Raw genomic sequence first — 14,432 nt, 5'->3', positions numbered from 1 at the left:
TTTACCACCCGGCCGGACGAGTGACAGAGCGTGCCGGGCAGACGCTTGCGGTCGTACGACACACCACTCCCCGGTGCGTCAACCCGCCGCCCGCTCCGGTACCGAACCGGTGAACCGTCCGGTGTTCCGCTCCGGACCGACGGCTCCTGGAAGGTGCGCCGTAGCGCACGCCGGCGCCCACCCTCGACCTGCGGCGATCCGGATCACCGCGCGCCGTCCTGGCGCCCGGGCGGCGGCGTCCGGCGTCTTCCACGTCTTCTTGGTCTTCTTGTCGCACCACATGCCACCCCCTATCGTCCGGTTCATGAGTATTCCTACCGAGTCGATCGGCAGCATCCCGCGCCCCCGCGCCCTCCGGGCGGCGCTGACCGAGCATGCCGAAGGACGGCTGGCGGAAGCAGAACTGACGAAGCTTCAGGAGCAGGCCACGGCGGACACCCTGGCCAGGCTCGAAGAGCTGGGCTGTCCCGTCCTGGTCGACGGAGAGCAGTCCAAGCCCAGCTTCGCCACGTATCCGCTGGCGGGCCTCGCCACCCTGGCCCCGGACGGCGCCGTCATCCCCTTCGCGGACGGCCACACCCGGCAGCTGCCCCGGCTGACCGCTGGCCCCTTCCGCTATCAGGTCCATGCCGAAACGTATGTGCGCGAGGCTCGGCGCCACACCGACCGTCCGGTGAAGCAGGCGGTCATCGCACCCTCGGCGCTCAGCCTGCTCTACCCGGCCGAGCCCATCGACGGCTATCCCCGCGATGTGTTTCTGCGCGACCTCGCCGACGAGGCCGAGGCCGACATCCGCGGCTGCCTGCAGGCCGGCGCGCACAGTGTTCAACTCGACTTCACCGAAGGTCGGCTGTCCCTCAAGCTGGATCCGTCCGGGACGCTGCTCGACGACTTCGTCGCCCTGAACAACGAGGTGCTCGGCAGGTTCGGGGAGGACGAGCGGAACCGTCTGGGGGTGCACACCTGTCCCGGCGGGGACCACGACTCCACCCACAGCCTGGACGTCGACTACGCCGAGTTGCTGCCCCGACTCTTCCGGCTGAAGGTCGGCTCCTTCTACATCCAGCTGGCCAGCGAGCCCGACCCCGAGCGCGTCCTGCGCATCATCGCCGAGCACCTGCGCCCGCAGGTGCGGGTGTTCGTCGGCGTGACCGATCCGATCAGCACCACCGCCGAGACTCCCGAGGAGGTACGCGACCGGGTGCTGCTGGCGGCCCGGCACATCCCGGTCGACCAGCTGGGCACCTGCGACGACTGCGGCTTCTCGCCGTTCGCCGACGACACCTCCACCTCCCGCGACCTCGCGTTCGCCAAGATCGAGGCCCGGGTCCGGGGAACCGAGCTGGCCGCCCGGGCCCTCGGCTTCTGAGAGTTCCGGAAAGGATTCCCAATGCCCCACATCCGTCTGCCTGAAGGCCGCGCCGGTATCCGGTCACTGCTGGACTACCGTCCCGAGACGGCCGGGCCGCTGACCGAGCTGGCCGAGATCCTGCTGCGCGGGCCCAGCACGCTGAGCCGGGGCGAGCGTGAGCTGATCGCCACCCGCGTCTCCCACCTCAACGGCTGCCGTTACTGCACCGACTCCCACGCGGCGTTCGCCGCCGCCCAGCTGCCCGAGGGCGCGGCCCTGGTGGACCAGGTCCGGGAGGACCCCACCACCTCCCCCGTCCCGGAGAAGCTCAAAGCACTGCTGGCGATCGCCGACGCTGTCCAGATCGGCGGGAAGGAGGTTCAGGACAAGCATGTCGACATGGCGCGCGCCGCCGGGGCCACCGACGCCGAGATCCACGACTGCGTACTGATCGCTGCGGCCTTCTGCATGTACAACCGCTACGTCGACGGCCTGGCCACCGTCCTGCCCGACAGCCCCGACGCGTACACGGCCATGGCCGACCGCATCCTCACCAATGGGTACCAGGACAGCGTGCCGGGGCAGCGCACCGAGGGCTGACGCCCCCCCCCACGAACTGACCCCGTCCGCTTCACCGGGGTCAGGAGGCGGCCGCGGCAGCCGACGGCGTGCCGCGGTCGCGGTGTGCTGCGGCAGTGCTTTGCTGAACACATGAGCGCCCGATACGCCCCATTCACCCACGAAGAATCAGGAACGGGAGCTACGCCTCCACGTCACCCCACCACGGAGGAATCGATCCTGCGCGCCCATGAGTTCGCCGCGTCGATCACACGACGCCGGTCCATCCGGGACTTCAGCGACGAACCGATCCCCGGCGAGGTGATCGACTCCGCGATCCGGGCCGCGTCGAGCGCGCCGAGCGGCGCCAACCTTCAGCCGTGGCGATTCGTCGTCCTCACGGACCCCGCGCGCAAGCGGGCCCTGCGTGAACAGGCCGAGGCGGCCGAGCGGGAGTTCTACGAACAACGCGCCCCCCAGGAGTGGCTGGACGCCTTGTCCCCTCTCGGCACCGACTGGCGCAAACCCTTCCTGGAGAAGGCCCCGGCGGTCATCGTCGTCTTTGAGGTCCACCGCGGCCCGGACACCCCCCGTCCCTATTACGTGAAGGAATCGGTCGGCATCGCGGTCGGGCTGCTGCTCGCCTGCCTGCACCAGGCGGGCCTGGCCACGCTGACCCACACACCGAGCCCGATGCGTTTCCTGAACACCGTGTGCGAACGGCCCGCCCACGAACGCCCGTTCCTGGTGATCCCGGTCGGGCATCCCGCTCCGGACGCCCAGGTCCCGGACATCGTGCGCAAACCGCTCGACGCCGTCCTCGTACGGATCTGACACGGATCTGACACCGGGCATCCACGCCGTTCAACGACGTGGGGAGGGCAGCAGCGGCGCGGTCCGTCCGAGCACCGTCTCCGTCAGTTGCCGCCGCACCACCGCGGCGAGTCCGCCGGGACCGGCGGCCGCCTCCCGCTGACGCGCCGCCCCACTCCCCTCCCGCACGAGTTGCCGCACCCCGGACAGGACCAGAGCGCTGTCTCCGTACTGCTCCAGGGCGGGCAGCGCGTGGGCCGTCATGCGCTCGACCAGGTCCGCCGCCGGAAGCAGCTGTCCGGAGACGACATCGAGCCCGCTGCCTTCGAGCCCGTCGCGGGCGGCGCGCCAATGGGCTGCCCGCAGGATCTCGGCGGACGGGACGGGCACGGGTTCGCCGCGTTCCTCCTCGCGCAGGGACACGGCGACAAGGGCCCGGACGAGCGCGGCGAGGACCGCGGACTCAGCGGCCGTGCTTGTCATGTCGGCCACCCGCACTTCCAGCGTGGGCAGCCGCGGAGCCGGGCGTACGTCCCAGAAGGCGGTGGCCGGGTCCACCAGCGCCCCCGACTCGGTCAGCGTGCCGAGCACATCCTCGTAGTGCGTCACGGAGTGGAAGAACGGAGGCGGCCCGGCCACCGGCCAGCGGCCCCAGGCGAGCGTGCGCCAGCCGGCATACCCGGTGTCCCGGCCGGCGAAGAACGGCGAGTTCACCGTCATCGCCAGCAGTACCGGCAGCCAGGGGCGCAGGCGATTGCACACCTTGAGCGCGGTGGCCAGGTCCGGAACGTCGACGTGCACCTGGCAGGCGCACATGGACTGCTCGTCGTGCAGGGCCCGATACGTGTCCACCCCCTGGGCGTAACGGTCGCCCGGCGTGATGGGCGGGGGCACCACCGCGCCGAGGACGGGCAGGCCCGACGCCACCACCCCCATGCTCTCGCGCTCGGCGCCGCGGGCGGCCAGACGGCGCAGGGACAGCAGTTCCGCCCGCAGGTCCTCCGCCGCCGTGTGCGGGACGCTCTTGACCTCCACCTGGAGGGTGGTGATCTCGGCCGATACCTGGCCCGGGGCCTCGGCGGCGCAGTGCTCCAGTACGGCCGGGGCGCCGGGTGCGGCCTCCAGAGTCGCGGGGTCGACCAGGAGCAGTTCCTCCTCCACGCCCATGGCGAGGGTGCCGGGCGCAGGGTGAACCCACCTGGGGGAGGCGGAGGTGGTGCGGGGGTGAGCCATCGGCTTGTTCTTCCTGCTTCTCTCTGTTTCGGTCAGGCGGAGGCCGGTTCGTCCTGCCGCGCCGTCTCGGCCGTGATCTCCTCCAGTGCCCGTGCGCGGGTCTCCACCCCCGCCAGAACGATCACGGCCGTGGCGACGGCGAGCGGCACGGCACCGAGCAGTGCCGTGGTGCGCAGCGAGGGCACGGTCACCGCGGCCGCGATCGCCGCGGTCATGAGCAACCCACCGGCCTTGGTGACCCCGGCGGTGAGCCCAGAGGCTCGCGACCGCACCGCGGTCGGATACACCTCGGCGGTGTAGGCACTTAGCACGGCGACGGCCGAACTGGCGGCGCAGATGGGTACGGCAAGCAGCACCCGCAGCAGGCCGGGGTGGTCCACGACCCGCTCACCCACCACGGACAGCGCCGCCATCGCACAGGCCGTGCAGGTGCCCAGGCCGACGAGGGTGCCCTTGCTGCTCCAGCGGCCGTAGAGCCAGGCGATCGCGAGGTTGAACGGCAGTCCGAGCAGCGAGGAGTCCCGCAGGATGGTGTCGGCGCTCACGTCGGTGAAGCCGAGGCGCCGCAGGTCGGAGGGGATCCACAGCTGGAAGCCGTATGTCACGAGACCGATCCCGAGGGCGAACACCACCAGGGGCAGTCCGGTCCAGGCGTACGGGGCGCGCAGCAGGCTCAGACCACCGCCCGACGGAGCCGGCCCCCCGGACGAGGCACCAGGACGCCTGGGGTCCGGGATCAGCCGGGCGCCGTAGCGGGTCAGGACCGCCTCGGCCTCGGTCTCGCGCCCCTGGGCGGCGAGGAAGCGCGGGGACTCGGGCACCCAGCGGTTGAGCAGCAGCAGGACGATGCCCGTGGGAAGCCCGAGCAGCCACAGCACCCGCCAGCCGTACTCCGGCACCAGCAGTGAGGCCGCCCAACTGGTGAGGACGTACCCGAGGGCGATTCCCGTGCCGATGAGCACCACGAGCGTGCCCCGGTGACGGGCCGGCACGGTCTCCGTCAGGAGGGTGAAAGTGAGCGGCAGCATGCCGCCGGCGCTCAGTCCCATCACGAAGCACATGACCAAGTTGAGGGAGAACTGCGGCATGGCCCCGCAGACGGAGGTGGCGACGAAGACCACTCCGGCCAGCAGGATGGCGGGCCGACGCCCCAGGCGGTCGCCGAAACGGCCCCACAGGAAGGAACCCACTACGGTGCCGCCCAGCCCGAACAAGGGCAGCAGTGCGACGGGCACGGCGCCCTGCGGATGGGCCGGCGACCTGAGCCCGTACTCCTCGGCGACTCCGGGGGCGACGAAGCTCAGCGTCAGGGGCTTCATCATGTCGATCGCCACGGCGAGGGTCATCACCAGGGTCAGCGCCCAGTGCGCGGGTTTGAGCGGCGCGTCCTCGGCGAAGGCGACCTGAGGCGTCCCGCCCGATCCGGAGGGGCGGTGCGGGCTCACGAGACCGCGGACGCAGGCTGCCAGCCCTGCGAGGATCAGTGCCATACCGACCGTCATGAACGGGTCCCAGCCCGTGGCCTTCATGCCTGCCATGCCGCCCATGGCGGCGTGGTGGCCCGTCGGTTCTGTGAGCGTCCGGTACATCGGCAGATGGGCCACGACCCCCGCGACGCACAGCGCCGTGCCGGTCCAGAACCATCCCGGTCGCGCGAAGCCGATCCGCCCGTCCGTCCGCCGCGCGCCGCTCATCGGACCGTCCGACACTGCTTGTTCACAGGCACTCCTCCGTCCCCCGACACCGATCTTCTCGGACCGAGCCGTCGTTCACCCTGACAGCTCGACAGCGGAGCGTCAACGAATGGCAACTCTGTGCGACCACTCATCGATCCAGAGGTCTTACTGCCCGGCCGACAGAGTGAGGAACCGTTACGGCGCGACCCGCCGGCCCGTTCACATCGTGTGCGTCACGAGCGGGGACAAGGCAGGGATGCGGGGCCCCCTGAAAGCGCGGGATCCCACACAACCGCGATCCGTCGCCCGGCGAAGCGCCGGCTCGCCCTGGCGGCGTGCGCCGCGGCATCCGCCTCTGCGGGGCTGCTGTCGGCCGTTGCCACCGGGCTGCTGCCGATGTCCGTCGCGATGACCGGGCCCGCGTTCCGTATGACGGCGGACGAGATGCGGCTGCGGGATGTCACCCTGCTTCCGGTCGAAAACGGCTCCACCGGCGGCTGGCGGACGGTGGCGGTGGCACGCGAGGGCACACTGTCCGGCCTGTGCCAGTCCCTGCTCGTGTCGACACCTGCGGGAGCTCTGACCATTCGGCTGACGGCCCACAGGCCGGTGGATGCCTCCTCCGTGGTGGTAACCCTCGAAGGTCGGGACACAGTGCTGGAGTTGACCGACACCGGCTCCCTGCCGACAGCCGGGGAGCTGCGGGTGCGGGGCCTGCGGACGAGCGCCCGGGCGATCAGCGCCGGAGACTTCCGCATGACCGGCGCGCACCTCTCTGTGACACGGGGGCACCATGCGTGCACCTGAAGCCAGGGTGCCGGTTCATGGATCTGCCATTCCGATCACCTTTCAGTCAACGCCCCGGACGGACGCGACACCGCTTTCCTTTGCGCATCGTTGAGGATTTCATGAGTGACGACCCGCCATCCGGACCATACGCCCAATTGCTCGACGCCTATTGGCAGAACTCTCCCTATCTGCACTCCGAGCACGGCATGTGCCCCGCGAAGAAAAGCCGCACCCCAGGAGCCGACACCCGACTGCGCACCACGATGATGGTTCTGGCCTGCGTGACGATTTTCGCGGCATTCGCCGTGGCAGCCTCCGGGTAGGGAAACCGGAAAGAATGAAATTCGCTCTTTGGGGCTTATCTGACGCGGTCTCCACATAAAGCGCGGCCGTGTTCGCAATGCATGGTGACAGCCGAGCCTCACAACCGAAGAGGTCGGTTCGACTAGAAGGAGACATGCATGCGAGGCAAGCGAGCTGTCAGCGCGGCCATGCTCGGGCTGGCCCTGGCGGCCACGATCGGCGGGGCGGCCCAGGCCTCCACCGGCCCGGTCCCGTCCGGCAAAGCCGCGGCAGCGGTCCGGGATCTATCGGGTCTGGTGACCGCGACGGAGAGCGGTACCGCCAACGGCCAGCCGACGGTGGCCTGTTGTCCAGCCGGCAAGATGGCCACCGGGGGCGGCGTCCAGACCAACGGCAAGGCCAACGTCGTCGACTCTTACCCCGACGCCGACGGAAACGGCTGGATCGGTACCGCCGTGGGCTCCGACCCCAGCACGCCGGTGACGGTGTACGTCATCTGCGGCTGAGGCCCGGCCTGTCGTTCCCCGTTGCAGGGAGGGCCCGTCCCCCACGGGACGGGCCCTCCCTGCATCCGCCGGCCGGGTCAGTCGACCGGCTCGGACCGCCAGTCCGGGTGACCCGGCATCGGCGGGGTCTTCGCACCGTACAGCCAGCCTTCGAAGAAGTCCGTCAGATCCCGCCCGGCCACCTCGGACGCCAGCCGGGTGAAGTCGGTGGTGGTGGCGACACCGTCGCGATGCTCACTCACCCAGCGCCGCTCCACCTGCGCGAAGGCCTCCTCGCCGACCTCCTGCCGCAGCGCGTAGAGGACCAGGGCGCTGCCGTCGTAGACCACCGGCCGGAAGATGCCGATCTGGCCCGTTGCGGACTGGGGTGCGGCAGGCGGGCCGCCCTGGACGCGCCACCGGTCGGAGTCGGCGTACGCCGCCCGCATCCGCTGTTCCAGGGGCTGGCCGCCGAACTCCTGGGCGAACAGCGACTCGTACCAGGTGGCATGCCCCTCGTTGAGCCACAGATCGGCCCACCGGTGCGGAGAGACGCTGTTGCCGAACCACTGGTGCGCCAGCTCGTGCACCATGATCGACTCGACGTACCAGTCCGGCTGGTCCCGCCGTGCGAACAGGGAGCGCTCGAAGAGGGACAGGGTCTGGGTCTCCAGCTCGAAGCCCGTCTCCGCATCCGCGACCAGCACGCCGTACGCTTCGAACGGATACGAACCGACCTGCTTCTCCATCCAGGCGATGTGCCCAGGCGTCCTGCTCAGCAGACGTTCCAGACCGCGCGCGTCCCGCGTCGGGACCACATCGCGCACGGGCAGGCCGCCCGGCCCCTCCCGGCGCAGCACAGCGGAACGGCCGATCGACACCTGCGCCAGTTCAGGAGCCATCGGATGGCTGGTGGAGAAGACGGACAGCGCCTGGCCGCCGCGCCGTTCGCGCACGCCGCCCAGCCCGTTGGCCACGACGGTCAGTTCCTGCGGCGCGACCACCTGGAAGGTGAAGTTCGCCTTGTCGGCCGGATGGTCGTTGCACGGGAACACCCGGTGAGCGGCGTCGGCCTGATTGGCCATCACCAGACCGTCCCTGGTACGCACCCAGCCGCCGACCTGGGGACCGCTCGGATCACTGGTGTGCCGTACGACGACGTGGAACGGCCGCCCCAGCGGGACAGCCTGCCGAGGTGTGACCACCACGTCCTCACCGGCGACGGCGAACTCGGCGTCCGCGCCGTCCACCACCACACTGCGGACGGTCCCGTTGGCGAAATCGAGATTGAACCGGTCGAGTGCGCCGGTGGCCACCGCGTCGATCGCGGTGACAGCCTCCATCGGCTTGGTGTTGTTGCCGGTGTACGTGAATCCGACGGTGTATGACGACACGTCGTATCCCGGGTTCCCCAGGTACGGGAAGAGCGGGTCACCGATGCCGAGCGGCTCGGGGGGCGAAGCGGCCCCGGTGAGGGCGAGGCACGCGGCGGCCGCCAGCACGGCGGTACGCGCGCGGCGGGCGCGAGATCGAGGAATGGGAGGCTGCATGGGCTACGGCTATCAGCGCGCCCCAGAGTGGACGGCGCCGACACGCACCCGGGCGTCCGAACGGGGGCGACGTACACCCGCGCGGCTCCATCGGCGGAGGGGCACCGTACGACATGGGGGTGTCCGCCCGTCAGAGGACGGACACCCCGTACACACGCACGGCACGGGTCCGTCCGCGTGCGGCGCCCGCGGACGCCCAGGAAACGTCTCAGGCGCGATCACCGTTGCGCACGGTGGTCCCACTAAACCAGCAGCACTTCTCTCCCGGGACGCGACGCGCGGAGGGAACCGGTGCTAGCGGACGGCAGCGGCCCGGCGGCCGCGGCGGTACAGGATGGCGCCACCGAGCAGGAAGCCGGCACTGGCGGCCGAGGCCGCAAGGATCTGGCCACTGCCGGTGTGGGGCAGCTCACCCGCCGGGACCGGGGGGAGACTGTCTGCAGGCACCGACGGAGACGCGGGCGGCTCGTGCCTCGGCGTCGTCGGCTCCGACGGCGTGGCGGGCGGAGTGGTCACCGGCGGTTCGGTGGTCGGACAGCTGGGCACGGGAGGCTGCTCTCCGGATCCTGGCTCGGGCGTGGTGGAAGGGATCCCGGGGGTCGTCGGCGTGCCGTCGCCGGGGCAAGGGTTGTCCACAGGGGGCTGGGACACCGGAGGCTCCACGACCGGCGGAACCACAACAGGCGGCTCCACAACCGGCGGAACCACAACGGGCGGCTCCACAACCGGAGGCTCCACAACGGGCGGCTCCACGACCGGAGGCTCCACGACGGGCGGCTCCACGACCGGCGGAACCACTACCGGAGGCTCCACAACCGGCGGCTCCACAACCGGCGGAGTCTGTTCGTTGATGCACTCTCCCGACGCCGGGCTGTCCGACGTGACCACACCGACGGTGAGACCGCACCCGTTGACGGGGACCCCCACGGGTACGTCGACATGGTTGCCGGATCCGGCGCCCGGAGCGTCCCCTGGCGTGTCGCCCGGCCCGGCCGGGGGCAGGCCGGTGCCAGGAGTGCCCGTTTCGTTGACGCAGAAATTGTCGGACGCAGCGTTCCCGCTGCCGATGACGGTGATGTTGTTGCCGCACAGATTCACCGGAACATTCACCGGAACCTGCACCACATTGCCCGACAACAACCCCCCGGACGAACCCGGCGCCTCCGCCTGCGCAGACGCTCCGCCCTGGTCGGAACCGCCGGAATCCGCTCCGGTCGCGGGCCCCGAAACTGCCGACGCGCCAGAGGTGTTCACGCAGGTGTTGCCGCTCGACACGTTGCCGCTGCCGATGACGGTGATGTTGTTGCCGCACAGATTCACCGGAACATTCACCGGAACCTGCACCAGGTTGCCCGACAACAACCCCCCGGACGGGCCTTCCCCGTCCGCCTGCGCAGCGGAATGGGCCGACACGGGGACGCTGTACATGGACAGTACGCCGGTCGCGGCAGCCGCCACGACCAATCCCCTACTCAGGGTTTGTCGCACTCTCGTTGCCTTCCTGTTCGAAGAAGCGGGCACCGGCCGAGGACCGCGAAAGAACAGCCCGGGCGGGCGCGGTGCCGTGCGGCCGATGCGCGGCGACATCAGTCGCCCGTGCAGACGCCGTCCGGGATCACGGACCCGGTCCCGGTGGGCCGGCCGCGGTGAACGCCGTACGCCATGACCCGTGACGACCTGCAGGCTGTCAACGACAGATGGACGACCGAAGAAACCCCGGTCGTCCGGTCCCTCGTAAGATTCACTCGATCGCTGCCCGGACATCACGGGCATGGGCCGGAGCGCAGAAACCGTTCAGCCCGACCTGTGTGTCACCTTCGGTACAGCGTCTCGATCTCCTCCGCGTACGCGGCCAGCACCGCGTGCCTCTTGACCTTCAGGGATGGGGTCAACAGTCCGTTGTCCTCGGTGAAATCGCCCTCGACCAAGGTGAACCCACGGATCGACTCGGCACGCGAGACCGCCTTGTTGGCGTGGTCCACGGCCCTTTGGACGTCGGCGCGCATCCGTGGGTCTCGTACGACCTCGGACATCGGGGTGTCGGCCGGCAGCCCGCGAACCGACAGCCAGTGGGCGACCGCCTCGGGATCGAGGGTGATCAGGGCGGCGACAAAGGGACGGTTGTCGCCGATGACGACGCACTGGCCGACCGGCGGGCGACTGCGCACACGGTCCTCCAGAACGGCCGGGGCGACGTTCTTGCCGCCGGAGGTGACGAGGATGTCCTTCTTGCGGCCGGTGATGGTGAGATAGCCGTCCTCGTCGAGAAAGCCGAGGTCACCGGTGGCGAACCAGCCGTCCTGAAGCACGGCGTCGGTGGCGCCCGGGTTGTTCCAGTACGACGCGAAGACGATCCCACCCTTGACGAACACCTCCCCGTCGTCGGCGATGCGGACCGCGGTGCCGGGGACGGGGAGGCCCACGGTGCCGGGACGAGGCTTGAGAGGCGGGACGATGGTGGCGGCTGCGGACGTCTCGGTCAGGCCGTAGCCCTCGTAGACGATGATTCCGGCTGCGTAGAAGAACAGGTTGAGGTCGCGGTCGAGTGGAGAGCCGCCGCTGATGGCGTAACGCATCCGACCGCCGAGCTCCTTGCGGATACGGCGGTAGACCAGCAGGTCGTACAGGGCCCAGGCGGCGTAGAGGGCGGGGCCAGGGCCCTTCCCGGTGCCGAGGAACCTGTTCAGGTACGCCCGGCCGAAGCGCACCCCGATGCGGTCCGCGCGGTCGAAGGACGCCCCGCGGCCGATCTTCTCGGCGGTCGCCCGGCCCGTGTCGTGGATCTTCTCGAAGAGGTACGGCACGCCGACCAGGAAGGTCGGGCGGAACTCCTTGAGGGCGGGGCGGAGTTCGTCGGGCTTGATGCTCGGGCAGTGGCCGATCTCGATCCGGGCCATCAGGCAGGCGATCTGGAGGGTGCGGCCGAGGATGTGGGCGAGCGGGAGGAAAAGGAGGGTGGAGGCGACCTGGCGGGTGACCTCCTTGAAGACGGGGTGCAGCAGCTCGACCGTGGCCGCGGCCTCGGCGTGCAGGTTGGCGTGGGTGAGGACGCAGCCCTTCGGTCTGCCGGTGGTACCGGAGGTGTAGCAGATGGTCGCGATCGTGTCGGGGGTCAGGTCGGTGCGGCGCTTGGTGACCTCCTCGTCGGGGACGCCGTGCCCGAGAGTGCTGAGCTCGTCAAGGGCGCCTGTGTCCAACTCCCATATGCGGGGCGCATGTTGGAAGCGTGCCGTGCCCGTCCGTACCGTCTCCGTATGGTCTGCCGTCTCGGTGATGACGAAACGGGTGCCGGAGTCCTGGACGATCCACTCCACCTGCTCGGCGGAGGCGGTGGCGTAGACGGGGACGGTCTGGCCGCCGGCCGCCCAGATCGCGAAGTCCAGGACCGTCCACTCATAGCGGGTGCGCGACATCACGGCGACCCGGTCGCCCGTTTCCAGGCCGGCCGCGATCAGTCCCTTGGCCACGACGGTGACCTCTCGGGCGAAGGCCGCCGCGGTGACGGGCTGCCAGGTGTGGTGCTGTGCGCGGCGCAGGATCACGGCATCGGGGGCCTCGGCCGCGTTGATGAAGGGGAGGTCGGCGGTGGTGCCGGTGGTGGGGATCGCGGTCATCGGCGCGGTGCGGGCCTCTCGGACCGCACCGCCCTCGTCCCTGACGATCTCGACCCGGGTTCGGGCCATCAGATCGGCGTGCCGCCGGGCCCGTTTCAGATCCTTGCGTACGCCCATGACGGCTCCCGTCGGCTCTGACCGGGAGGCAAACCTATCCGGAAGTGAGGAGACGTCAAGAGGGGGCGGCTCCTCGTGGTGTCACCCGGAGCCGGACCTTCAGAGCTGCTGGGTGAGCCAGCCGTTGAACCGGGCGACACTGGTGTAAATGTCGTAGCCGCGTCCGCAGTCGACGTTCCGGGAGACGATCCCGACCACGACGCCGTCGACCACCGCGGGCCCGCCGCTGTCCCCGCTGCAGAAGCCCGTGCCGGCGGTGACGGAGCCCGCACACAGCGCACCGTCGGCGCCACGGCCCATGAGGGAGCCGAGGCCCGTCCCGCCGGCCGCCGCCCGGCAGGCACCCGGCGAGATGACCCGTTCCCGCGCCGCCTGGAGCATGGTCGCCGGGGTCCTCGCACCCGCCTGGGTGACTCCCCAGCCCGTCACGGTCAGCTCGGCGCCCGGGGCAGGGTCGGCGGTGGCCAGCCGGGCGTACTTGACCGTGTCGCTCTCGGCGACCGGGGCTGCGAGTTCGAGGAGCGCCGCGTCATCGGCACCGGTCTTCCACTCGAAGCCGGGGTGCTGCACGACGGCCGCGACATCGCGCGACTGGGCCAGGCGGGTGCGGTCCACACCGTCGAGCCGCACGGTGAGAGCGTCGGCCGGGGTGGCCTCGACGCAGTGGGCGGCGGTGACGACCGTGGTGGCGTCCCGCAGAAAACCTCCGCAGACGAACTGGCCCCGCTCGATGAGGGCCACCTGGAAGGGCGCGGTGTCCGGGCCGGCGTCACGGCCCCCGACGACGGCGCCGGCCGGCGGAGCACCGGCCAGGGCCAGGCCGACCGCGGTGGTCACGGACACGATGATTCTGCGCAGCGGCACGGGGCTCCCTCGGACCGGCGAGGCGGCTCGCCCGCCCCGCGTACGGAACTGCGACGGCACGCTAACCGACCGCCCGTCAGGAAGCGCGCACTGACGCGCTCCGGAGCGGGAAAGGGCACCTCGTCCGACGGAACGGCCGACACATGCAGGTACGCCGTCCGCATCCGTCGATGCATTCCCCGCCTCGGGCATTTTCATCCGATTGGAGTAGTTCCGGAGGGCATGGCTCCATCGGGGCTCATAGCGTCTTTCGTGTGCGATGCGTCGCGCGACTCCGAATACCCTCGACATCAGTCAGGAGCCGATCATGCGCAGTATCCGCCGCTATATAGCGTGCACCGCGGCAAGTGCCATCCTCACCGTAGGCGCGGTCGCGCTGGCCGCCCCGGCCCAGGCGCAGGCCCAGACCGGCGCCGTCCATCAGAGCACGGCCTCAGTCGTCCTCGCCGATGACGGCACCGACGACAGCTCCGGCGGCGGCCTCCTCGGCGGCCTCCTGAAGCTGGTCAACGATCTTCTCGGCGGCCTCCTCGGCGGGAACTCCTCCTCCTGACGGGCAAGGGCGTGAGTTCCCCGCCCGCGGAGCGCGCAGTGGGTGCACGACTGGGTGATCACCACTGATGAGTGGCTCTGTCCGACGCCGGTGACCGGCCGGGAAGTCCGTGGCCGGTCACCGAGTGATGTGCAGTCGTCGCCCTACGTCCTGGGACGTGACCACGAGCAGGCCGTGGATGCCGTGCTCACCGGTGTCGGTGACTGCCGGGAAACGCCGAACGTGACGCCGGTTCACCGCCCTCGCCTCGATCAGCCGTCTGCCCCGTGCGCGGTCCGCGTCCGCGCAGGCGGTCGGTGTTGTGTGCGCCGCACCTTCAGCACCCACTCCTCATGGGCGTTCGCCGAGCGCGCTGCGGGATTGCTGAAGGTCCTGCGTGCGAGCGGCCCGCAGTACGTCCTGCTCGACACCCACGACCTGACGGCCGCCCGCACCCACAGATCATCGGATCTGTGAACGCCAGGGAGTCCCGGTCCTGGCCGACTACGCCCGCACCGGCGCGGGGCCGTGGGTGACCATGCCACGA

At 70.4% G+C, this 14,432-nt stretch carries 13 protein-coding genes and 4 pseudogenes; 8 read left to right on the top strand and 9 right to left on the bottom strand.

Features of this window, described 5'->3' with window-relative positions; translation table 11 throughout:
• Positions 1-78 precede the first annotated feature (78 nt).
• Complete coding sequence (locus PH203_RS12800) at positions 79-306, bottom strand: hypothetical protein (RefSeq protein WP_289919952.1); 228 nt, start codon at positions 304-306, stop codon at positions 79-81.
• On the opposite strand from PH203_RS12800, the gene PH203_RS12795 reads away from it, so the two are divergent.
• From PH203_RS12795 to PH203_RS12785, 3 genes are all read left to right on the top strand, one after another.
• Complete coding sequence (locus PH203_RS12795) at positions 305-1,369, top strand: cobalamin-independent methionine synthase II family protein (protein WP_289919948.1); 1,065 nt, start codon at positions 305-307, stop codon at positions 1,367-1,369. The genes PH203_RS12800 and PH203_RS12795 overlap by 2 nt on opposite strands.
• Positions 1,370-1,390: 21 nt before the next feature.
• A complete protein-coding gene (locus tag PH203_RS12790) occupies positions 1,391-1,951 on the top strand; it encodes a peroxidase-related enzyme (RefSeq protein WP_289919945.1) in 561 nt (186 codons plus the stop codon).
• A 111-nt stretch (positions 1,952-2,062) separates the two neighbouring features.
• The gene (locus tag PH203_RS12785) at positions 2,063-2,743 is read left to right on the top strand and encodes a nitroreductase family protein (protein WP_289919944.1); all 681 of its coding nucleotides are present in this window, start codon (positions 2,063-2,065) and stop codon (positions 2,741-2,743) included.
• 30 nt (positions 2,744-2,773) lie between these two features.
• On the opposite strand, the gene PH203_RS12780 is transcribed toward PH203_RS12785, so the two are convergent.
• The gene (locus PH203_RS12780; protein ID WP_289919943.1) at positions 2,774-3,955 is read right to left on the bottom strand and encodes a glutamate--cysteine ligase; all 1,182 of its coding nucleotides are present in this window, start codon (positions 3,953-3,955) and stop codon (positions 2,774-2,776) included.
• A 32-nt stretch (positions 3,956-3,987) separates the two neighbouring features.
• Entirely contained in the window at positions 3,988-5,649 is a 1,662-nt protein-coding gene (locus PH203_RS12775) for an MFS transporter (RefSeq protein ID WP_289919940.1), read from the bottom strand.
• A gap of 378 nt (positions 5,650-6,027) precedes the next feature.
• Here PH203_RS12775 and PH203_RS12770 point away from each other — a divergent pair, with 378 nt between their 5' ends.
• From PH203_RS12770 to PH203_RS12760, 3 genes are all read left to right on the top strand, one after another.
• Positions 6,028-6,438 carry a DUF6230 family protein gene (locus PH203_RS12770; RefSeq protein ID WP_289919937.1) on the top strand — a complete coding sequence of 137 codons (411 nt, stop codon included), beginning with the start codon at positions 6,028-6,030 and terminating at the stop codon, positions 6,436-6,438.
• 101 nt (positions 6,439-6,539) lie between these two features.
• Positions 6,540-6,743, top strand: coding sequence for a hypothetical protein (locus tag PH203_RS12765; protein ID WP_289919936.1), 204 nt, complete (start codon positions 6,540-6,542; stop codon positions 6,741-6,743).
• Between the two features lie 138 nt (positions 6,744-6,881).
• Complete coding sequence (locus PH203_RS12760) at positions 6,882-7,229, top strand: hypothetical protein (protein WP_289919934.1); 348 nt, start codon at positions 6,882-6,884, stop codon at positions 7,227-7,229.
• Between the two features lie 77 nt (positions 7,230-7,306).
• Here the strand turns inward: PH203_RS12760 and PH203_RS12755 are convergent, their stop codons facing one another.
• The 6 genes and pseudogenes from PH203_RS12755 to PH203_RS12730 all read right to left on the bottom strand — a co-directional run bounded on the left by PH203_RS12755 (position 7,307) and on the right by PH203_RS12730 (position 13,353).
• A complete protein-coding gene (locus PH203_RS12755) occupies positions 7,307-8,758 on the bottom strand; it encodes a M1 family metallopeptidase (protein WP_289919930.1) in 1,452 nt (483 codons plus the stop codon).
• Between the two features lie 294 nt (positions 8,759-9,052).
• A pseudogene (locus PH203_RS12750) lies at positions 9,053-9,715 on the bottom strand (chaplin); the annotation flags it as partial.
• A 105-nt stretch (positions 9,716-9,820) separates the two neighbouring features.
• Positions 9,821-9,901, bottom strand: a pseudogene (locus PH203_RS12745) (chaplin family protein); the annotation flags it as partial.
• A gap of 9 nt (positions 9,902-9,910) precedes the next feature.
• A pseudogene (locus PH203_RS12740) lies at positions 9,911-10,186 on the bottom strand (chaplin family protein); the annotation flags it as partial.
• A gap of 383 nt (positions 10,187-10,569) precedes the next feature.
• Positions 10,570-12,489, bottom strand: a complete 1,920-nt coding sequence (locus PH203_RS12735; protein ID WP_289919928.1) for an AMP-dependent synthetase/ligase — start codon at positions 12,487-12,489, stop codon at positions 10,570-10,572.
• Between the two features lie 99 nt (positions 12,490-12,588).
• A complete protein-coding gene (locus PH203_RS12730) occupies positions 12,589-13,353 on the bottom strand; it encodes a serine protease (RefSeq protein WP_289919926.1) in 765 nt (254 codons plus the stop codon).
• Positions 13,354-13,660: 307 nt separating this feature from the next.
• Here PH203_RS12730 and PH203_RS12725 point away from each other — a divergent pair, with 307 nt between their 5' ends.
• Both PH203_RS12725 and PH203_RS12720 read left to right on the top strand, forming a co-directional pair.
• Positions 13,661-13,906, top strand: coding sequence for a hypothetical protein (locus PH203_RS12725; RefSeq protein ID WP_289919924.1), 246 nt, complete (start codon positions 13,661-13,663; stop codon positions 13,904-13,906).
• A 342-nt stretch (positions 13,907-14,248) separates the two neighbouring features.
• A pseudogene (locus PH203_RS12720) lies at positions 14,249-14,423 on the top strand (IS5/IS1182 family transposase); the annotation flags it as partial.
• Positions 14,424-14,432: the final 9 nt, after the last annotated feature.

Source organism: Streptomyces sp. S.PB5, from assembly GCF_030403745.1.
Lineage (GTDB): Bacteria > Actinomycetota > Actinomycetes > Streptomycetales > Streptomycetaceae > Streptomyces.
The sequence above is the reverse complement of the archived record's forward strand: the minus strand, read 5'-3'. Positions and strand labels throughout refer to the sequence as shown.